17 protein-coding genes are annotated in these 19,248 nt (G+C 70.5%); 12 read left to right on the top strand and 5 right to left on the bottom strand.

The window, feature by feature from the left end; translation table 11 throughout:
- Positions 1-22: 22 nt before the first annotated feature.
- Positions 23-544 carry a DUF7858 family protein gene (locus EXE48_RS02810; protein WP_121600400.1) on the bottom strand — a complete coding sequence of 174 codons (522 nt, stop codon included), beginning with the start codon at positions 542-544 and terminating at the stop codon, positions 23-25.
- A gap of 163 nt (positions 545-707) precedes the next feature.
- Between EXE48_RS02810 and EXE48_RS02805 the strand changes: the two genes are divergently transcribed.
- Positions 708-1,712, top strand: coding sequence for a transcription initiation factor IIB (locus EXE48_RS02805; RefSeq protein ID WP_137705485.1), 1,005 nt, complete (start codon positions 708-710; stop codon positions 1,710-1,712).
- Between the two features lie 340 nt (positions 1,713-2,052).
- On the opposite strand, the gene EXE48_RS02800 is transcribed toward EXE48_RS02805, so the two are convergent.
- Positions 2,053-2,898 (bottom strand): HFX_2341 family transcriptional regulator domain-containing protein, encoded by an 846-nt coding sequence (locus EXE48_RS02800; protein WP_053770201.1) that lies wholly within the window; start codon positions 2,896-2,898, stop codon positions 2,053-2,055.
- 128 nt (positions 2,899-3,026) lie between these two features.
- Here EXE48_RS02800 and EXE48_RS02795 point away from each other — a divergent pair, with 128 nt between their 5' ends.
- From EXE48_RS02795 to EXE48_RS02770, 6 genes are all read left to right on the top strand, one after another.
- Complete coding sequence (locus EXE48_RS02795; protein ID WP_137710717.1) at positions 3,027-4,676, top strand: GTPBP1 family GTP-binding protein; 1,650 nt, start codon at positions 3,027-3,029, stop codon at positions 4,674-4,676.
- A gap of 220 nt (positions 4,677-4,896) precedes the next feature.
- The gene (locus tag EXE48_RS02790; RefSeq protein ID WP_053770203.1) at positions 4,897-6,552 is read left to right on the top strand and encodes an ABC transporter substrate-binding protein; all 1,656 of its coding nucleotides are present in this window, start codon (positions 4,897-4,899) and stop codon (positions 6,550-6,552) included.
- Positions 6,553-6,758: 206 nt separating this feature from the next.
- Entirely contained in the window at positions 6,759-7,754 is a 996-nt protein-coding gene (locus tag EXE48_RS02785) for an ABC transporter permease (protein WP_255410388.1), read from the top strand.
- On the top strand, positions 7,754-8,740 hold the full coding sequence (locus tag EXE48_RS02780; RefSeq protein WP_137705482.1) for an ABC transporter permease: 987 nt from the start codon (positions 7,754-7,756) through the stop codon (positions 8,738-8,740). The genes EXE48_RS02785 and EXE48_RS02780 overlap by 1 nt, the downstream gene beginning before the upstream one ends.
- A gap of 1 nt (position 8,741) precedes the next feature.
- Positions 8,742-9,863, top strand: coding sequence for an ABC transporter ATP-binding protein (locus EXE48_RS02775; RefSeq protein ID WP_053770206.1), 1,122 nt, complete (start codon positions 8,742-8,744; stop codon positions 9,861-9,863).
- A complete protein-coding gene (locus EXE48_RS02770) occupies positions 9,860-11,224 on the top strand; it encodes an ABC transporter ATP-binding protein (protein WP_053770207.1) in 1,365 nt (454 codons plus the stop codon). The genes EXE48_RS02775 and EXE48_RS02770 overlap by 4 nt, the downstream gene beginning before the upstream one ends.
- A gap of 64 nt (positions 11,225-11,288) precedes the next feature.
- Here EXE48_RS02770 and EXE48_RS02765 read toward each other — a convergent pair whose 3' ends face one another.
- The 3 genes from EXE48_RS02765 to EXE48_RS02755 form a co-directional block, all read right to left on the bottom strand.
- Positions 11,289-11,786 carry a DUF7974 family protein gene (locus EXE48_RS02765; RefSeq protein WP_053770208.1) on the bottom strand — a complete coding sequence of 166 codons (498 nt, stop codon included), beginning with the start codon at positions 11,784-11,786 and terminating at the stop codon, positions 11,289-11,291.
- A gap of 68 nt (positions 11,787-11,854) precedes the next feature.
- A complete protein-coding gene (locus EXE48_RS02760; RefSeq protein WP_137705478.1) occupies positions 11,855-12,232 on the bottom strand; it encodes a dihydroneopterin aldolase family protein in 378 nt (125 codons plus the stop codon).
- Between the two features lie 65 nt (positions 12,233-12,297).
- A complete protein-coding gene (locus EXE48_RS02755; RefSeq protein ID WP_137710716.1) occupies positions 12,298-13,530 on the bottom strand; it encodes an LEA/WHy family protein in 1,233 nt (410 codons plus the stop codon).
- Positions 13,531-13,638: 108 nt separating this feature from the next.
- On the opposite strand from EXE48_RS02755, the gene EXE48_RS02750 reads away from it, so the two are divergent.
- The 5 genes from EXE48_RS02750 to nucS all read left to right on the top strand — a co-directional run bounded on the left by EXE48_RS02750 (position 13,639) and on the right by nucS (position 19,122).
- Positions 13,639-14,958, top strand: a complete 1,320-nt coding sequence (locus tag EXE48_RS02750; RefSeq protein WP_137710715.1) for an amidohydrolase — start codon at positions 13,639-13,641, stop codon at positions 14,956-14,958.
- Between the two features lie 567 nt (positions 14,959-15,525).
- Positions 15,526-16,644 carry a hypothetical protein gene (locus EXE48_RS18350; RefSeq protein ID WP_158295095.1) on the top strand — a complete coding sequence of 373 codons (1,119 nt, stop codon included), beginning with the start codon at positions 15,526-15,528 and terminating at the stop codon, positions 16,642-16,644.
- Between the two features lie 123 nt (positions 16,645-16,767).
- Positions 16,768-18,057 (top strand): adenosylhomocysteinase, encoded by a 1,290-nt coding sequence (locus EXE48_RS02740; RefSeq protein WP_137710714.1) that lies wholly within the window; start codon positions 16,768-16,770, stop codon positions 18,055-18,057.
- Positions 18,058-18,130: 73 nt separating this feature from the next.
- Positions 18,131-18,280, top strand: a complete 150-nt coding sequence (locus EXE48_RS18650) for a hypothetical protein (RefSeq protein ID WP_017341828.1) — start codon at positions 18,131-18,133, stop codon at positions 18,278-18,280.
- A gap of 89 nt (positions 18,281-18,369) precedes the next feature.
- Positions 18,370-19,122 (top strand): endonuclease NucS, encoded by a 753-nt coding sequence (gene nucS / locus EXE48_RS02735; RefSeq protein WP_053770213.1) that lies wholly within the window; start codon positions 18,370-18,372, stop codon positions 19,120-19,122.
- Positions 19,123-19,248 lie beyond the last annotated feature (126 nt).

The following is a 19,248-nucleotide window of genomic DNA, read 5'->3' as shown; positions in this document are numbered from 1 at the left end:
CGAGTTGAGGAAGAGCCGCGGTTCAGCGGAGCCCGTCGGTCGAGCCGAGCGCGTCGCCGAGTGGGTCGTCGGCGCCGAGGCCGTCGCCGAGCGGCGCCGACCCGGCGACCTGCGCGTCGACCGCCTCCGCGAGGGGCTCGACGGGGTCGTGGGTCTCGACGTACGTCGCCAGCGCGAAGTCCGCCTCGTCGCCGCCGGCGAGTTCGACGGCCTCGCTGCGCGAGGTCCGGCCGGCGAGCCAGTCGCGGACCACGTCGCGGCCGGTCGGCGAGAGCGGGCAGACGCCGGCGACGCCGCACCGGTGGAGCGCCTTCGCGGCGGTCATCGGGGAGACGCCCGCCTCGCGGGCCGCGTCGCCGACGCTCCGGCCGGCGGTGTAGGCGTCGACGAGCGTGGCGGTCGCCTCGGGCGTACACGGGAGCGCGTCGGCGTGGGCCGACAGGCGGTCGACGAGCGGCGTCTCCGTGTCGTCCGCGAGGGCCACGCCCCGATCGCGCTGGCGGGAGGTGACCTCGACCCCCGCCGCGATCTCCGACAGCGTCATGCGAGGCGATGGCGCGGGCGGCGGGTTAAAACCACCGTACTGCGGCGCCGTCGGCCGCGCGATCACCGACCGATAACCGGTCGGTTCGGCGGCGCCGATCCGGCCGATCGACCGCCGATTCGCCCGGGTTTAAGTAAGGCATCGGGCCGGAGTTCGACGTGTGATGAGTGACGCACGCTCCACCCGCGTTCGTTCGCCCCGGACCGAGACCGACGACGCCGCGACGACGGACCGCGCGGCGACCGCCGACCGCGCCGCCGTCGCGGAGCGGAGCCCGACCGGCGACGGGAGTCGGACGGCCAACGAGACCGGCGACCGCGAGACGTGTCCGGAGTGCGACGGCCGCACGCGCGTCGAGGACGCGGAGCGCGTCTGCGCCGACTGCGGGCTGGTCGTCGAGGCGGACCGGATCGACCACGGCCCCGAGTGGCGGTCGTTCGACGACGAGGACACGGACCCGAAGCGCACCGGCGCGCCGCTGACGCGGTCGCGGCACGACCGCGGCCTCTCGACGGAGATCGGTCGGTCGACGAAGGTGAAGGGGCGCAAGCGCCGGCGGCTCGCCCGGATGCGGACTCAGCACAACCGCGCGCAGATCTCGACGAAGCGCGACCGCAACAAGGTGTACGCCTACACCGAGATCCGTCGGCTCACCGGCGTCTTGGAGCTGCCCGACAGCGTCCGCGACAGCGCCTGCGCGCTGTTCGACTCCGCGCAGGAGGAGAGCCTGCTCCGCGGGCGCTCGCTCGAAGGGTTCGCCGCGGCCTGCGTCTACGTCGCCTGCCGCACCGCCGACGTGGCCCGCACCGTCGGCGAGGTGTGCGCCGAGGCGAAGGCGACGGAGGACGAGCACCGGGCGGCCTTCGACGCGATGAACCGCGAGCTCGGCCTCCCCATCGCGCCGAGCGGCCCGGCGGAGTACCTCCCGCGGTTCGCCAGCGACCTCGGCTGCGACCCGGCCGTCGAGCGCCGCGCCGGCGAGCTGGCCGAGCGCGCCGTCGAGGAGGGGATCGCGAACGGCCGCAACCCGGTCGGCGTCGCGGCCGCCTGCCTCTACACCGCGGCCCGCGAGCTCGACGCCGAGTGTACCCAGCAGGAGGCCGCCGACGCCGCCGGCGTGACGCCGGTGACCGTCCGGCGGACGTACGTCGACCTAACGGAGGAGTGAGGACGCGGCGGAGAACGGCGACGGCGGCGCCGTCGCCTCGTGACGATCCGTCGGACGGCCGCGGCGGCGTCAGCGGGGACCGTCGCCGGCCGGAAGCCGGCGGCGACCGACCGCCGCCGGTTGGGGGCGGCGACCGACCGCTGATAGCGGACAGGCGGTGTGGAGGGCAGGGAGGGCGCCCCGACCGCCCGGCGGGCGTCACGCATCTGTATCGAAGGGCGGGGCACAATTCTACGTTAGCCGTCGATAGTACGGACGGACCGAACAACACGTTTGAATCGGACCGGTCACGCCGTGCGCGTCGGAGCCACCGTTCGGCGAGCGAGCGAGTGCGGCCCCGCTACCCGTCGATCTTGTGTTTGAACGCGAAGAAGACGCGGCGACCGACCTCGGTGAGCCGGACGGTGTCGGACCGGCCGATGTCCTCCAACTCGACGTAGCCGCGCTCGCGCAGCGGCGAGAGCACGTGCGTCTCCAGCGCGCGGTACTTCGCCGTCCGGCTCTCGCCGGCCTCGCGGAGGAACGTGAGGCCGCGCTCGCGCGCCCACTCGATCAGGTTCCACTTGTCGGTGGTCAGACTCTCCTCCGCGCGCTCGTGGAGCCGACCGAGGACGGCCACCTGGTCGGTGGTGGGCGCGTCCATCGGGTAGATCGGGAGGTCGACGGTGCGGGCGACGCCCTCGGTGAGCGGCTCCTGGCGCCGGTCGTGCCGGTGGCGCTCGGGCTCGACGCTGTACGGGCGCGCGCCGACGATCATGCAGGCCAGCGCGACGCCGACAGCGGCGATCCGCGGCCCGGTCGAGACGTTCCCGAAGAGCCGGTCGCCGTCCTCGGCGCCGGCCCGGTGGCGGGCGGCGACCGTCGTCGTCACGCCAAGCACGTCGTACACGTCCGCGAGCGCGACGGGGATCGGCCTGACCTCGGCGAACTCGGCGACGGCCGTCCACGCGTCGCGCTGGTAGTCGGTGAGCCCGTCGGGGTCGACGCGCGTGTCCGCGGGGTCGGCGGCGCCGGCCGCGTCGAAGTCCACGTCGCCGCGGTCCCCGTCGCGGTCGGGGGCGTCGACGAGGAGGTAGGCGACGTCGGCGCCGTGGCGCCGGAGGGGTTCGACGATCCGGTCGCGCTCGTAGCCGAGCGGGACCACGTGGACGCGGCGTTCGGCGACGCTGGGGACCGAGGTGTCCATACAGTCGTTGTCCGCGGCGGTCGGTTAAATAGCTCGCCGGAGCGCTCCGGAGGGGCAGCGAGCGATCACGTGTCGTGGGGGCACGTACCACGAAAACCGTTAAGCCCGGCCCTCGCCTACGATCGGACATGAGCGCTGACCGGTCCGCCCTCAGGCGGGCCATCGAGCGCGGCGAGCGGGACGGCGGCGCGATCGAGTTCAAAGAGCGGCTGACGCGGGAGGTCCACCTCGCGGACGGGCGCATGGAGTCGCTGGTCGCGCAGCTCCGGCACCGGGTGCTCTCCGGCGACGGCGAGGCGACGTACGCCCTCGGAGTCACCGACGACGGCGGGCTCGCCGGCATCTCTCCGGAGGCCTTCTCCGAGACGATGGACGTGCTCTCCCTCCTGGCCGACGAGGCGGACGCCCACATCGCCGACGCCGAGACGTGGAGCGCCGGCGACGGCGGCGACGGCGACGAGGCGGGGCTCGTCGGCCTCGCGACCCTCCGCGACGGCGGCGTGTTCGAGGCCGACGAGGACCACCTCGTGGTCGGCACCGCGGGCCACGTCGACCACGGGAAGTCGACGCTGGTCGGCACGCTGGTCACCGGGCGCGCCGACGACGGCGAGGGCGGCACGCGTGGCTTCCTCGACGTCCAGCCCCACGAGGTCGAGCGGGGCCTCTCGGCTGACCTCTCGTACGCCGTGTACGGGTTCGCCGACGACGCCGACGAGCCGGTGCGGATGGACAACCCGCACCGGAAGGCCGACCGCGCGGGCGTCGTCGAGGCGGCCGACCGGCTCGTCTCCTTCGTCGACACCGTCGGGCACGAGCCGTGGCTGCGGACGACGATCCGCGGGCTGGTGGGACAGAAGCTCGACTACGGACTCTTGGTCGTCGCCGCCGACGACGGGCCGACGAAGACGACCCGCGAGCACCTCGGGATCCTCCTCGCCACCGAGCTGCCGACCGTCGTCGCGGTCACGAAGGCGGACGCCGTGAGCGACGAGCGGCTCGCCGCGGTGGAACGCGAGGTCGAGTCGATGCTGCGCGACGCCGGGCAGACGCCGCTGCTCGTCGGCCGCCACGGGGTCGACACCGCGGTGGCGGAGGTGGGCGACGGCGTCGTCCCCCTGCTGCGGACCAGCGCGGTGACGAAGGACGGGATCGAGACGCTCGACCGGCTGTTCGAGCGGCTCCCGAAGCGGGCGACGCCCGACCGCGAGACGTTCCGGATGTACGTCGACCGCAGCTACAAGGTGACCGGCGTGGGCGCGGTGGCGTCGGGCACGGTGAACTCGGGGACCGTCGAGACCGGCGACGAGCTCCTGCTCGGCCCCATGCCCGACGGCTCGTTCCGCGAGGTCGAGGCGCGGTCGATCGAGATGCACTACCACCGGGTCGACAAGGCGACCGCCGGGCGGATCGTGGGCATCGCGCTGAAGGGCGTCGACGAGGACGAGATCGAGCGCGGGATGGCCCTGGTCCCCCGCGACGCGGAGCCGGACCCGGTCCGCGAGTTCGACGCCGAGGTGATGGTACTCAACCACCCGACCCGGATCCAGGAGGGGTACGAGCCCGTGGTCCACCTCGAGACCCTCTCCGAGGCGGCGGCGTTCTTCCCGGAGCAGGGGCGACTGCTCCCGGGCGACACGGGCGAGGCGCGCGTCCGCTTCAAGTTCCGCCCGTACCTGGTCGAGGAGGGACAGCGGTTCGTGTTCCGCGAGGGGTCGAGCAAGGGGGTCGGGACCGTGACGGACACCGACAGCGACGGGGCGTCGTCGGACGGGCGCTGAGCGGTCGCCCGGCGCGGCGCGCGCGAGGGTCGAACGCTCCGGCCGACGCGTCCGACCGCGGACCGACCGGCGTATTTCGGATCCCGGCAGTCGTTTCTTCCTGATTCGGACGGCGTTCGTGGAAAAGAATACGCACAAAATGATGATAAATCAACCGGAGATGACCGTATGGGCAGGGCCTCCCAAAATACTTATTAGAGTGAAACAAGAGGACGGTTGTATGCGTCGACAACACACACAACGCATTTCGCGACGAAAGGTCCTCGCCGGCGGCGCGGCCGGCACCTCGCTCCTGCTCGCCGGGTGTGCCGGCGGGGGGGACGGCGGTGACGGGTCCGACGGCGGCGACGGCGGTGACGGGTCCGACGGCGGCGACGGCGGTGACGGGTCCGACGGCGGCGACGGCGGCAGCGCCCCGACCCTGTACTTCGCGCAGGCGAAGGGCCCGCTCGACATGGACCCCGTGGTCATGAACGACGTGCCGTCCGCGCAGATCGCCGGGCGGATATTCGACGGCCTCTACGAGTACGGCGACGGCGTCAGCCTGGAGCCGAAGATCGCCGCGGACATGCCCACCGTCGAGCGCGACGGTACGCGGTTCATCGTCCCGATCCGCGAGGACGCCCAGTTCCAGAACGGCGACCCGGTCACCGCGGAGGACGTCGTTCACACGATGATGGCGCCCGTCGAGGAACAGACCGAGAATGCCTCCGAGGTGGACATGATCGACACCGGGGAGGTCGTCGACGAGACCACCGCGCAGTTCGACCTCAAGTACCCGTACGGCGCGTTCACGATCGCCATGGCGCGGAACGTCGTCAACGCCTCCGTGCGGCAGGAGGACACCGAGGCGTACAACATGGACCCGGTCACCTCCGGGCCGTTCAAGCTCAGCGAGTGGGAGCCGGAGAGCTACGCGACGCTTGAGCGGTGGGACGACTACTGGGACAGCGACAACCTCCCGGAGATTGGCGCCGTCGAGTTCGAGCCGATCGTCGAGCAGACGACGCGCGTCACCGAGCTGGAGACCGGGAACGTCGACATCATCGAGTCGATCCCGCCGCAGCTGTACGAGACGGTCGAGGCGAACCAGAGCGCGACGCTGACCGAGGAACCGGGCATCGGGTACTTCTACCTCGCGTTCAACTGCGGCGAGGGACCGACGAGCGACCCGCTCGTCCGCGAGGCGGTCGACTACTGCGTCTCGATGGACCAGGCGGTCGAGAACTTCGTCGAGCCGGCCGGCGTCCGGCAGACCAGCCCGTTCCCGTCCTCGATCTCCGAGGAGTGGGACTTCCCGACCGACGAGTGGTCCGACATCCAGCACGATCAGGACCTCGAGGAGGCGCAGGCGCTGTTCGAGGAGGCCGGCGTCCCGATGGACTACAACTGGCGGATCATCGTGCCGCCGGACGACAAGCGCGAACAGATCGGCATCTCGATCGGCGACGGGCTCCAGAACGCTGGCTTCCAGAACGTCGAAGTCCAGCGCCTCGACTGGGGCACCTTCCTCGACGCGTACGTCACCGGCAGCGAGGACGACTACAACATGTACACCCTCGGTTGGTCCGGCTCGCCGGATCCGGACACGTTCGCGTACAACCTGCTGAGCCAGGAGACGGAGGGCGTGACGAACGGGACGTTCCACGACTACGAGGAGGCCTCGCAGAAGCTGACGCAGGCCCGCGAGTCGGCCGACCGCGAGGAGCGGCGGCAGCTCTACATCGAGGCGACGACCTCGCTGCTCGAGGGGCGCGTCCACCTCCCGGCGTACAACCTGAACAACTCCTACGGCGTGCGCAACGTCGTGGAGGGCTTCAGCTCGCACCCGATCTCGACGGAGATCCAGCTGGGCGGCGTCACGGTGACCCGGTAATCGGACGCGCCGACCGAGAGATCGGATCCGCGGAGCGGACCCGGGCGGTCCGCGCCCGGGTCGGAATCGAGACGTAAACGCGGCCCTTCGGGGCGGTCGGCGACGGGGCCGGCCGCCCGCTCGCGGCGCCGAATTGGTGCCTCGGCGGGAGCGAAACGGATAAGCGACAGCAAAAACCGAATCGAAGCAACGAGGAATCCACGACAGTGAGTTTACTTCGGTACACACTCCGGCGGTTCGCACAGGCGATACCCGTACTGATAGGTATCGTGACGATAACCTTCTTCCTGGCAAACCAGATCCCCGGCGACCCGGTCGACATCATGCTCGGGCCGACGCCGGCCCAAGAGCAGGTCGAGGCGATCCGCGCCCGGTACGGCCTGGACCGACCGATACACGTGCGGTACTTCGCGTACCTCAGCAGCGTCGCGACGGGCGACCTCGGCCTCAGTATCTACTACGACCGCCCCGTCCTCGAGATGATCATCCTCCGGCTCCCGGTCACGCTGCTGCTCATGCTGTCCGCGTTCGCGTTCGCCATCGTCACGGCCATCCCGCTCGGCGTGATCTCGGCGAAGCGGCGGAACGAGCCGGCCGACCACGTCTCCCGTATTATCTCGCTGATCGGCGTCTCGACCCCGTCGTTCTGGATCGGGCTGGTGTTGATCATCGTCTTCGCGTTCCACCTCGGGTGGTTCCCCGCGCGGGGGCTCGTCCTCCCGTGGGAGAGCCCGGCGAACGTCCGCGGGGCGGCGACGCAGGTGGAGGTGATACGCCAGTCGGCGCATCACCTCTTCCTGCCGATGATCGGGCTCGGAACGCTTCAGATGGCGCAGATCACCAGGATCGAGCGTTCGTCGATGGTCGACTCGCTCCAGGGCGAGTACGTGAAGCTCGCCCGCGCGTACGGCGTGCCCGAGTCGACGATCGTCCGCAAGCACGCGTTCCAGGTGGCGCAGCTGCCGGTGATCACCATCATCGGGCTCGGGCTCTCGACCGCGCTCGGCGGCGCCGTCCTCACGGAGACCGTCTTCGGGATCCAGGGGATGGGGAGACTGATCATCACGGCGATCCAGAACCAGGACTACCAGCTGATCATGGGGACGACGCTCGTGTTCGGGTTCGTCTACGTGATCGGCGTGATCGTCACGGACATCACGTACAGCTACCTCGACCCGCGGGTCACTTACGGTGACGAGTAATGTCTGTTAACAGCGCGACTTCGGACGACGACACGCCGGACGACGGGGACGAGAGCGGCGGGCCCGAGGAGGTCGAGGCCCGCGTCGGCCTGCGGTACACGCTCAAGCAGGTCAGACAGGACACGACGGCGCGGATCGGGACCTACATCGTCGGGTTCATGACCTTCGTCGCGATCTTCGCCGCGTTCGACTACTACGTCCTCGATTACGCGATCGCGGAGGCGGTGCTGTACAACCCCGAGGCCGACCCGGAGAACGTCCAGCGGCTCCTCCCGCCGGTCGGTATGGAGAACCAGTTCGGGCAGGGGATTATCGAACACCCGCTCGGCACCGACCACCGCGGTCGCGACCTGCTCTCCCGGACCATCTACGGGACGCGGATCGCGATGACGGTCGGGTTCCTCGCGACCGCCATCGGCCTCGGCGGCGGCACCGTCATCGGCGCCGTCTCCGGCTACTACGGCGGCTGGGTCGACGACGTGCTCCAGCGCGTCACCGAGACCATCTACGCGATCCCGTTCCTCGTGCTGGTCATCGCGTTCATGACCGCGTTCGGGCGGGACCTCACGTTCGCGATGATCGGCGTCGGGATCACGGCGGTCCCGGTGTTCAACCGGCTCATCCGGTCTCGCGTCGTCTCCATCCGCGAGGAGGACTACGTCGAGGCCGCCCGGGCCGCGGGGGTGAAAGACCGGAACATCATCTTCCGGCACATCATCCCCAACAGCTTCGCGCCGGTGCTGGTCCAGGCGACGCTCCAGGTCGGCGTGAGCATCCTCATCGTCGCCGGCCTCTCGTTCCTCGGCTTCGGCGCGCAGCCGCCGACGCCGTCGTGGGGGCAGATGCTGTCCGCCTCGCGCGGCTACATGCTCCCCGCGCCGACGTTCAGCATCTTCCCCGGCATCGCCATTCTGATCACCGTCATCGGCTTCAACATTCTCGGCGACGGCCTCCAGGACGCCCTCGATCCGCGGATCAACAACTGATATGAGCGAACCACTACTCAGCGTACGCGATCTCAAGACACAGTTCTTCACCGAAGACGGGACGGTCCGCGCCGTCGACGGCATCTCCTTCGACGTCAACGAGGGGGAGATCGTCGGGCTCGTCGGCGAGTCGGGCGCGGGCAAGTCAGTCGCGACCTCCAGTATCCTCCGGCTCGTGGACAGCCCCGGCGAGATCGTCGGCGGCGAGATCGAGTTCAAAGGCGAGACGATCTTTGGCCTCGAAGAGGGCGACGGCGGCGAGTTGCGCCCGCGCGACGAGATGCTCACCGAAGAGGAGATGCGGAAGCGGATCCGCGGCCGCGAGATCGCGATCATCTTCCAGGACCCGATGGAGTCGCTGAACCCCGTGTTCACCGTCGGGGGACAGCTCCGGGAGTTCATCGAGATCAACCGCGACCTCGGGGCACAGGAGGCGAAAGCGGAGGCGATCGACATGCTCAGAGAGGTGGGGATCCCGGCGCCGGAGTCCCGGTACGACGAGTACCCCCACCAGTTCTCCGGCGGGATGCGACAGCGCGTGCTGATCGCGATGGCGCTGGCCTGCCAGCCCGACCTGATCATCGCCGACGAGCCGACGACCGCGCTCGACGTGACGGTCGAAGGCGAGATCCTGGAGATGGTCAAGGAGCTCCAGGAGAAGTACGACACCTCGTTCATCTGGGTCACCCACGACATGAGCGTCGTCGCGGAGATCTGCGACCGGGTGAACGTGATGTACCTCGGCGAGATCATCGAGCAGGCGGAGGTGGACGACCTGTTCTACGACACGAAACACCCGTACACCTCGGCGCTGCTCGACTCGATGCCGCGGCCCGACCGGACGGTCGACGAGCTCAGGCCGATCCAGGGGGTGATGCCGGAGGCGATCGATCCGCCCTCGGGCTGTCGGTTCCACTCGCGGTGTCCCGAGGCCAGGGAGGTGTGCCGCGAGGTCCACCCCGAGCCGCGGGACCTGAGCGAGGCGGGCGAGCCGCCCCACACCGCGGCGTGCGTGAAACACGACGCGTTCGAGGTCGGCTACGACGAGAGCCCGGCGATCGAGACGGAGGCCACCGGCGGGTTCTCCGCCGGCCTCACCGAGACCGGGGGTGAGGCGGAATGAGCCGAGTCGGCCCGCCGGAGTCCGACCCCGAGGCGCTATTACAGGTCCGCGACCTCTGCAAGTACTTCGACAACGAGAGCGGCCTGCTGGCCGGCGTCGAGCTCGACGACGAGTTCCCGTACGTCTCGCGGTCGACCTCCGACGTGCGCGCCGTCGACGGCGTGAGCTTCGACATCAAGGAGGGGGAGACCCTCGGGCTCGTCGGCGAGTCCGGCTGCGGGAAGTCGACGCTGGCGCGCACCGTCCTCCGGCTGCTCGAACCGACGAGCGGGAGCGTCTACTTCCAGGGCGAGGACCTCGCCGAGCTGTCCGGCGAGCCGCTGCGGCGGATGCGGAAGGACATGCAGATGATCTTTCAGGACCCGCAGTCGTCGCTCGACCCCCGGATGAAGGTCGGCCCCATCGTCGAGGAGCCGATGAAGGCCCACGACATGCTCGACGAGGAGGGGCGGGAGGCCCGCGCCAAGGAGCTGTTAGAGAAGGTCGGGCTCGACCCGCAACACTACAACCGGTACCCGCACGCGTTCTCCGGCGGGCAGCGCCAGCGCGTGAACCTCGCGCGGGCGCTGTCGGTGAATCCGGACTTCATCGTCTGCGACGAGCCAGTGTCGGCGCTCGACGTTTCGATCCAGGCGCAGGTGCTCAACACGATGGAGGAGCTCCAAGCGGAGTTCGACCTCACGTACCTGTTCATCGCGCACGACCTGAGCGTCATCCGCCACATCTCCGACCGCGTGGCGGTGATGTACCTCGGGAACATCGTCGAGCTGGCCGACAAAGAGGAGCTGTTCGAGAACCCAAAGCACCCGTACACCCGGGCGCTGCTGGACGCCATCCCCGTCCCGGACCCCCGGAGCGGCGGGCGGACGGCGCTGCTGTCCGGCGACGTGCCGTCGCCGATCGACCCGCCCTCCGGCTGCCGGTTCCGGACGCGGTGCCCGGAGGTGATCCAGCCGGACGAGTACGACATGAGCGACGACGCCTGGCGGAACGTCATAGCGTTCCAGCGGGCGGTCGACCGCCGGGAGTTCGAGGAGACCGACCCCGACGCGCTCCGGTCGCGGTACTTCGCGGACGCGGCGCCGAGCGGCGAGGCCGGCACCCTGCTCGACGAGGCGCTCGGGCACATCGAGCGCGACGAGTTCGACGAGGCCGAGCGGCTCCTCGTCGAACGGTTCGCGGACCGGAGCGTCTGCGCGACGACGACGCCGGCCTACGAGGTGCCGTCCGACCTCACCGACGGCCGTCACTACGCGGCGTGTCACCTGCGTCGCGACGAGGCGCTCGCGAGCGCCGTGGACGAGGCCGCGGCGGACGTCACGGCTCCCCGCGGCGCGGAAGCGCCCGAAGCGGACGACTGAGCGCCGGCGGTCTTCGCCGGCCGCTCCGGGAGGGAATCTTCTTTCGGGAGCGCGAGTCGCCGGGCTATCGGATCCGGATCTGCGTGGCGTCCTCGTGGCGCTCGTCGGCGCCCGGGACCGGTACGAACACGGAAACCGTGTGGTCCCCGCGCTCGGCCCGGACGGACCGGTCGAGCCCGTCGTCGTCGGTGCGGCGGAACCGACCGTTCCACGTGGCCGTCGCGCGCTTCGTCTCGCCGGCCCGGAGCGACAGCGACGAGCCCTCACCGCGGACGTAGCGCCGCTCGTCGGTGGCCTCGACGACGCCGTCGACCGCCCACCCCCACAGGCGGCCGGTCGACGTGGGGACCTCGACCGGGACCGGGAGGCGGTTGCGGATCGCGACGGTGATCGCGACCGGCTCGTCGGGCGCATACTCGGCGGCGTCGGTGCTGACCGTCACCTCGATCGCTCGCCGCGCCACCGACCGCGGCACGACGCGGCCGATGGCTTCGGAGAGGTAGTTCTTCGTCTCGTCGAAGCCGGTCCGGTCCGACTGGCTGTCGTGTCGTCTGTCGACCATGTGCGTCTCTGAAGGCGGGAACCCGGCGATGCCGGCGGCGTTCGGGTCGCGGTAGGCGCGTCGCGGTACTAAGCGTTCGGGTCCGCGGACTCCGACGACTCGCCGCCGTCGACCACGTCGACCAGTTTCATCAGGGGGTAGCCGTCCTCCATTTCCATCCGGGTGCGGACGGTGACGCCCGCGTACTCGATCCGCATCTCCACGTCCATCAGCGAGCCGGTGAGTTCGGTGTAGCCGTTCTCGTGGTCGACGGCGTCGGCGACGCGGTCGTCGTGGACCGTCACGTCGACCGCCTCGCAGTGCGGCTGGTTCTCGATGGCCTCCGCCATCGCCGCCTCCAGGCTCCGCGTGCTCGACGTGCTGACGGGCGTCCCGGCGAACTGGTGGTACAGCGAGCCGAACTTGATCCCCGCCTCGAAACACGCCTGCTGGGCGTCGGTTGCCATGGCGGAACGCGGCCGCGAGCGGGCAAGAAGGTTCGGACGGCGGCCGGCGCGGGTCGGGCGCGGGGCTATCCGTCGGCGCTCAGCGGGAGCAGGCCGTCGTCGTCCCCGGACCCGTCGTCGCTGGTGTTGTCCCCGCTCGTGCCGTCGCCGGAACCGCCGTCGGTCGTGTCGTCGCCGCTCGTGTCTCCGCTCCCGTCGGTAGTGTTGTCGCCGTCATCGGTCGTCCCGTCGTCGCTCGCCGTCCCGTCGCCATCGGTCGCGGTTCCCCCGTCGTCGGAGCCGTCGTCACCGGACGAGCGGTCGGCGCTCGTTCCGTCCCCGCGATGGAGCCCCTCGTCGAAGATATCGGTCTCGACCGTCTCCTCGTAGGTCAGCGCGTCCAGCGGGACGGTGAGCTCCTCGCCGGTCGGGAGCTCGACCACCGCGTAGAACTCGATCCGGAGGTCGCTCACCTGGTGGCCGTTGACGGACTCGTCGAGGTGGGTCACCCACCACTCGTCGAGGCGCTCGTTGCGGAGCGCGGCCGTGAGTTCGACCGTCTCGGAGCCGTGCGAGGGGATGACGTACTCCTCCTCGGTCGACCCGGAGCCCATCGCGACGTCGTTCATCGTCACGTCGTAGCCGATCTCGGTGACGACGTACGGTTCGAGGTTGGGGTTGTAGACGTCGAACTCCATCTCGATCGGCGTCTCGGCCTCGCTTACCGTTCCCCAGCGGCCGCGCGTCTCGTTGACGTAGAGGACCGGGTCGTCCACGAGCGGCGCGTCGGCGTTCACCGGGCGCGTCTCCTCGGACGCGAACGCGCCGATGAGGTCAGTCTCGATCTCGCGGGTGCGGGTGAGGTCCGCGCTCCGGCCGAGGAGGTCGGAGGTGACCGTCGCGTCGATCGCGACCGTCGTCCGCTCGCCGTTCCGGACGTGGCTGGTCCACCACGGCAGGATCGCGTCGTTCGCGAGGGCCGTCTCGAAGGCGATCGAGGAGTTGCCGGACGCGACGCCGATCCCCTCGCGGCCGCCGCGCGCCATCTCGACGTCGTTCATCGAGACGGTGTAGTTGACCGAGACGCCGTCGAGGCCGACGCCGACCGGGTTCGGGTTCGAGACGACGAGGTCGGTCTCGACGACCGTCGTCTCGGTCGTCACGTCGCCGAAGGAGTTGTTCACGGCGGCGACGCTGGGGACGCCGAGGACGCCGAGCGCGAACGCCCCGCCGACGGCGGCGGCGACGACGAGCAGTCCGACGAGCGCGACCCGCAGCTTGCCAGCGGTGAGCGCCGAGACGAGGCCGTTCAGAGCCATACGAGTGCGTTTCGATCGGCCGATAAAGGCGTGTCGCTCGGGGGGCGGGAGTCGGCGGGCGGGGAGGCGAACCGAAGGCGTTTGGTGCGGCGGGCGGAACGGGCGGACATGAACTACCTCCGCGTCACCGGCGGACGAGTGCTCCGGCCGGACGGCCGAGTCGAGCGGGCGGACGTCGCGGTCGACCGCGACGAGGGAACGGTCCGGGCCGTGGGGCCGCCGGACGAGGTGGACGAGGCGCTCGGCGGGGCGGCCGCCGAGACGCTCGACGCGTCGGGGTCGCTGGTGATGCCGGGGCTCGTCAACGCGCACACGCACGTCGCGATGACGCTGCTCCGCGGGTACGCGGACGACAAGCCGCTCGACCCGTGGCTCCGCGAGGACATCTGGCCGGCGGAGGCCGAACTGACGCCCGACGACATCGAGGCGGGCGCCGAGCTGGGCGTCCTAGAGATGATCCGGTCGGGCACGACCGCGTTCGCGGACATGTACTTCGCGATGGACCGCGTCGCCGACGTCGTCGACCGCGCGGGGGTGCGCGCGCGGCTCGGCCACGGCGTCGTGACCGTTGGGAAAAACGACGCGGACGCACGCGCGGACGTCGCGGAGAGCCTCGCGGTCGCCCGTGACCTCGACGGCGCCGCGGACGGGCGGATCCGCACCGCGTTCATGCCGCACTCGCTGACGACGGTCGGCGAGGAGTTCCTCCGCGAGGGGGTCGCCGAGGCCAGGGCGGCGGGGGTCCCCGTCCACCTCCACGCGAACGAGACGACGGACGAGGTGGACCCCATCGTCGACGAGCGCGGGCAGCGACCGATCGCGTACGCCGACGACCTCGACGCGCTCGGCCCGGACGACTTTTTCGCGCACGGCGTCCACGTCGACGGCTCGGAGATCGACCGGCTCGCCGAGGCGGGGACCGCGGTGGTCCACTGCCCGGCCTCGAACATGAAGCTCGCCAGCGGGATGGCGCCGGTCCGGCGCCTGCGCGAGGCGGGCGTGACGGTCGCGCTCGGCACGGACGGGGCGGCCTCGAACAACGACCTGGACGTGTTCGACGAGATGCGCGACGCCGCGATGCTCGGGAAGCTGGCCGCGGACGACGCGAGCGCGGTCCCCGCGGCGGCGGTCGTGGAGATGGCGACGGCCGGCGGCGCGGACGCCTTGGGCCTCCCGGGCGGTCGGATCGAGGCGGGCGCCGCGGCCGACCTCGCGGTGGTCGACCTCGACGCCCCGCACCTGACGCCGGTCCACGACCCCGTCTCGCACCTCGCGTACGCGGCCCGCGGGAGCGACGTGCGCCACACGGTCTGCGACGGCGAGGTCCTCATGCGCGACCGCGAGGTGCTGACGCTGGACGCCGACGCGGTCCAAGAGCGCGCCGCGGCCGCCGCGAACGGCCTCGTCGACCGGGTCGAGGGGAACTGAAACGGGCGAACACCCGCGCGAGAACGACACGGAGACGGTGGCGCGCGCCTTCGAGCGGCCGCCGACGGCGGCCGCGAGACAGCACGCGCGAGGGAGTCGCGAACGAAGTGAGCGACGAGGCTGGGGAGGCGTGAGGCGCGGGTGCGATGCTGTCGGGTGGGGCTCAAAGGGGCAGCCGTGAGGGCGGCGCAGGCGACGTGAGCACCGCAGCGAGTGAGCGGAGCGAACGAGCGAGGAGCGCAACGAGCGTGCGCCGCCCTCACGGCTGGGGCTTTGGAGGTTTTCGCTGCCGACCGATTATGCGTTGTTTATAAGAGAACAGCTAGGGATTCGGTCGTGGTTATCGTGACACTCCCTCTGGACGCGACTGCGTAATCGTATCGCGCACGAGCGGCGACCGACGCGCGTCCGGGCCCGAAACGGTCCGATCGCGCCCGAAACCGGCTCCCGACTCCCCGATCACCCGAAACAAACGGTACAGCGCCGTTAAGCCGAATACAAACCGAATTAAACCGCGTTAAGGGAGTTCGCTCTTTATGTGTGAACAGGGGATGGACCCGAGTGGACATGAGCGAACGCACGACAGCCATCCTACTGATCGCGGTCGTCACGCTCGGCGCGATGACCGGCGTCGCGGCCGCCGACGGCCACCTCGAAGTGGCGGTCGACGACGCGGACGGCGAACCGACGGCCACGGTGACGGAGAACGGCACCGCGGTCGAGAACGCGACGGTCCTCGTCGAGGTGGTCGACGAGGAGAACGAGTCGTACGCGGGAGCGGGCGAGTACGAGACGGACGCGAACGGCACCGTCGAACTCCCCGCCGCCGAGGAGGACGTGACCGTCGAGGTGACGGCCGGCTCGGGTAACGACACCGCCTCGGCGACGGTCGACCTCGAGGCGCCCGACGGCCTCGAACTGGAGGTCGACGACACCGACGGCGAGCCCGTCGTCACGGTGACGAACGACGACGAGCCGGTCGCGAACGCTTCGGTCGTCGTCGCGCTCGCAGACGACGCGGACGAGAACGCCTCGTACGCGGGGACGGGCGAGTACGAGACCGACGAGAACGGCACCGTCGGACTCCCTGCCGCCGAGGAGGACGTGACGGTGAACGTCACGGCCGAGTACGAGAACGAGAGCGTCTCCGGGACGGTCAATCTGACCGTCGAAGAGGAGGACGACGAGTCCGAAGCGGGAACGCCGTTCGGCCAGCTCGTCCGGGAGTTCATCGAGGGGCTCGAAGACCGGGAGGGCGGCATCGGCGGCGCCGTCTCGGACTTCGTGACGGAGAACAACCCCGGTAACGCGCCGGACCACGCCGGCGGCCCCGGCGGCCCCGACGAGGCGGAAGACGATGACGACGAGACCGACAACGAGACCGACGCGCCCGGCAACGGCAACGCGCCCGAGGGCGTCGGCAACGGTCAGGGCGGCCCGCCGGACCACGCCGGGAACGGCGACGACGATGACGACGACGCGGACGAGACTGAGGAAGACGACGCGGACGAGGACGAGACCGAAGAAGACGACGCAGAGGAAAATGAGACCGAGGAAGACGACGCAGAGGAAAATGAGGCCGAGGAAGACGACGAGGACGAGGAGGACGACGAAGAGGAAGCGGATGACGACGAAGGCGACGACGGCGGTCCGCCGGACCACGCCGGCGGCCCCGGCGGTAACTGACGGCTCGAACCGAGCGGCGAACTGACGGCCCGAACCGGTCGCCCTTCAGACGACGCGGGATTCTTTTCGCGGTCTCGGTCCGGTGTCGGCAGGGTTTAGTGCGCCGTGAGCGAAGCGATCGGTATGAGCGAGACCGCGTATCCGCCGGTGTCACAGCACCTCTCGGACGTCGATACGGCCCGAGAGGAGGGGCGCCGGAAGATGGACTGGGCGCTCCAGCACATGCCGATATTGAACGCCCTCCGCGAGGAGTTCGTCGACGAGCAGCCGCTCGCGGGCGAGACGATCGCGATGGCGATGCACGTAGAAGCGAAGACGGCGAACCTCGTCGAACTGCTCGCAGAGGGCGGCGCCGAGGTGGCGATCACCGGCTGTAACCCCCTCTCGACGCACGACGACGTGTCGGCCGCGCTCGACGCCCACGAGTCGATCACCTCCTACGCCGTGCGCGGCGTGGACGACGACGAGTACTACGACGCGATGCACGCCTGCATCGCCCACGAGCCGACCATCACCGTCGACGACGGGATGGACATGGTGAAGCTCGTCCACGAGGAGTACCCCGACCTGATCGACTCCATCGTCGGCGGCGCCGAGGAGACGACCACGGGCGTCGACCGCCTGCGCGCGATGGACGCCGACGGCGAGCTCCACTACCCCGTCTTCGCCGTGAACGACACGCCGATGAAACAGCTGTTCGACAACGTCCACGGCACGGGCGAGTCGTCGCTCGCGACCATCGCGATGACGACAAACCTCTCGTGGGCCGGGAAGGACGTCGTCGTCGGCGGCTACGGCCAGTGCGGCAAGGGCGTCGCCAAGAAGGCCTCCGGACAGAACGCGAACGTCATCGTCTGCGAGGTCGACCCCCGGAAGGCGCTCGAAGCGCACATGGAGGGGTACGAGGTGCTCCCCATGGCGGAGGCCGCGAAGAAGGGCGACGTGTTCATCACGACGACGGGCAACCGCGACGTGATCACCCGCGAGCACTTCGAAGAGATGAGCGACGGCGTCCTCCTCGCGAACGCCGGCCACTTCGACGTCGAGGTGAACCTCGGCGACCTCGCCGACCTCGCCGTCGACCGTTACGAGGTCCGCGACGGCGTCGAGGGGTTCGAGATGGAGGACGGCCGCGTCCTGAACGTCATCGCGGAGGGGCGGCTGGTCAACCTCGCCGCGCCCATCGCCCTCGGCCACCCGGTCGAGGTGATGGACCAGAGCTTCGGCGTTCAGGCGGTCGTCGTGCGCGAGCTGGCCGCGAACGGCGACGCGTACGACGCCGGCGTCCACGACGTGCCCGACGAGCTCGACCGCGAGGTCGCGGACATCAAGCTGGCCGCCGAGGGGGTCGAGTACGACGACCTCACCGACGAGCAGCGCGAGTACATGGGCAGCTGGGAACACGGGACCTGAGACGGCGCGGGACGCCCGGCGGCCGCCCAGCCGCCTTCGACCCGTTTTTGTGCCGCCCGACCGTACCGATCCCATGAACCTCACCGCGGTGTTACACGCCGGATTCGGCGTCTCGGTGCTGGCCGGAATCCTCGTCTCGGACACGACGCTTCGGATCGCCGCCTTCGCGCTCGGCGTCGTCCTCTTCGTCGCCGGTATCGTCGTCTCGCGGCGCGGCGACTGAGAGGGAGCGGACGCGCTGACGGTCCCGACCGAGCGGCTACGGCCCCCGGCGCGCGCCCTTTTTCACTCGGAACCGCCTACGACGCACCAGTGACAGTCACGAGCGTCCACGACCCGAGCCACCGCGAGGCCCTCTGGGAGCTGGAGGACGCCTTCGGACGCGGGGACCTCGTCAGCCTGTTCGGCCGCTGTACGGTCTCCTACGAGGGACGCGCGGCCTCTGACCTCGGCGCCGGCGACCGGCTGCTCGTGTTGAAGCCCGACGGCGCCGCCCTCGTCCACACCGACGAGGGGCGCCAGCCGGTCAACTGGCAGCCGCCGGGGTCGGAACACCACGCCGCGGTCCGAGAGGGGCGGCTCCGGGTGCGCTCGACCAGGAGCAACCCCGACGAGACCCTGACGGTCCGCTTTTCGGACGTTCACCAGCTCTCGGCGATGGCCGTCACGGGCGGGCGCGACCTCACCCTCCACGGCAGCGAGGAGGACCTCCGAACCCGGATCGTAGAGCGCCCCGAGCTCGTCGAACCCGGGTTCGAGCCCCGCGAGACCGAGCGCCCCTCCAGCGCCGGGCCGATGGACGTCTTCGGCGTCGACGCCGACGGGACGCCGGTCGTCGTCGAGCTGAAGCGCCGCCGGGTCGGCCCGGACGCCGTGGGACAGCTGGCGCGGTACGTGCGGGCGCTCCGCGAGGAACTGGGCGTCGGCGACGCGGGCGAGGCCGACGACGACTCCCCCGCGGTCCGCGGCATCCTGGTCGCGCCGTCGGTCACCGACCGGGCCGCGGAGCGGCTCGCGGACCGCGGGTTCGACCACGTCGCGCTCGAACCGACGCCCGAGGAGTGAGCCGAGCGGCGTGCCAACGCGGGACGCGATCGGGCCGAACGGCGGCGCTGACGCCCGCGGAGCCGACGAGGACGCCTCGCTATCGAAGGGTTTATCGCCGCAGCGAGGGCTACTTCGGACAAGTAG

The organism is Halorubrum sp. ASP1, assembly GCF_005435135.1.
GTDB lineage: Archaea > Halobacteriota > Halobacteria > Halobacteriales > Haloferacaceae > Halorubrum > Halorubrum tropicale.
Note: the sequence above shows the minus strand (reverse complement) of the source record. Positions and strands in the feature narration are given on the sequence as shown.

Coding starts and splice junctions, on each gene's coding strand:
- EXE48_RS02790 (WP_053770203.1), top strand. CDS start 4,897: ATGCGTCGACAACACACACAACGCATTTCGCGACGAAAGGTCCTCGCC.
- EXE48_RS02805 (WP_137705485.1), top strand. CDS start 708: ATGAGTGACGCACGCTCCACCCGCGTTCGTTCGCCCCGGACCGAGACC.
- EXE48_RS02760 (WP_137705478.1), bottom strand. CDS start 12,232: ATGGCAACCGACGCCCAGCAGGCGTGTTTCGAGGCGGGGATCAAGTTC.
- EXE48_RS02755 (WP_137710716.1), bottom strand. CDS start 13,530: ATGGCTCTGAACGGCCTCGTCTCGGCGCTCACCGCTGGCAAGCTGCGG.
- EXE48_RS02780 (WP_137705482.1), top strand. CDS start 7,754: ATGTCTGTTAACAGCGCGACTTCGGACGACGACACGCCGGACGACGGG.
- EXE48_RS02770 (WP_053770207.1), top strand. CDS start 9,860: ATGAGCCGAGTCGGCCCGCCGGAGTCCGACCCCGAGGCGCTATTACAG.
- EXE48_RS18350 (WP_158295095.1), top strand. CDS start 15,526: ATGAGCGAACGCACGACAGCCATCCTACTGATCGCGGTCGTCACGCTC.
- EXE48_RS02775 (WP_053770206.1), top strand. CDS start 8,742: ATGAGCGAACCACTACTCAGCGTACGCGATCTCAAGACACAGTTCTTC.
- EXE48_RS02795 (WP_137710717.1), top strand. CDS start 3,027: ATGAGCGCTGACCGGTCCGCCCTCAGGCGGGCCATCGAGCGCGGCGAG.
- EXE48_RS02740 (WP_137710714.1), top strand. CDS start 16,768: ATGAGCGAGACCGCGTATCCGCCGGTGTCACAGCACCTCTCGGACGTC.
- EXE48_RS02810 (WP_121600400.1), bottom strand. CDS start 544: ATGACGCTGTCGGAGATCGCGGCGGGGGTCGAGGTCACCTCCCGCCAG.
- EXE48_RS02800 (WP_053770201.1), bottom strand. CDS start 2,898: ATGGACACCTCGGTCCCCAGCGTCGCCGAACGCCGCGTCCACGTGGTC.
- EXE48_RS18650 (WP_017341828.1), top strand. CDS start 18,131: ATGAACCTCACCGCGGTGTTACACGCCGGATTCGGCGTCTCGGTGCTG.
- EXE48_RS02765 (WP_053770208.1), bottom strand. CDS start 11,786: ATGGTCGACAGACGACACGACAGCCAGTCGGACCGGACCGGCTTCGAC.
- EXE48_RS02750 (WP_137710715.1), top strand. CDS start 13,639: ATGAACTACCTCCGCGTCACCGGCGGACGAGTGCTCCGGCCGGACGGC.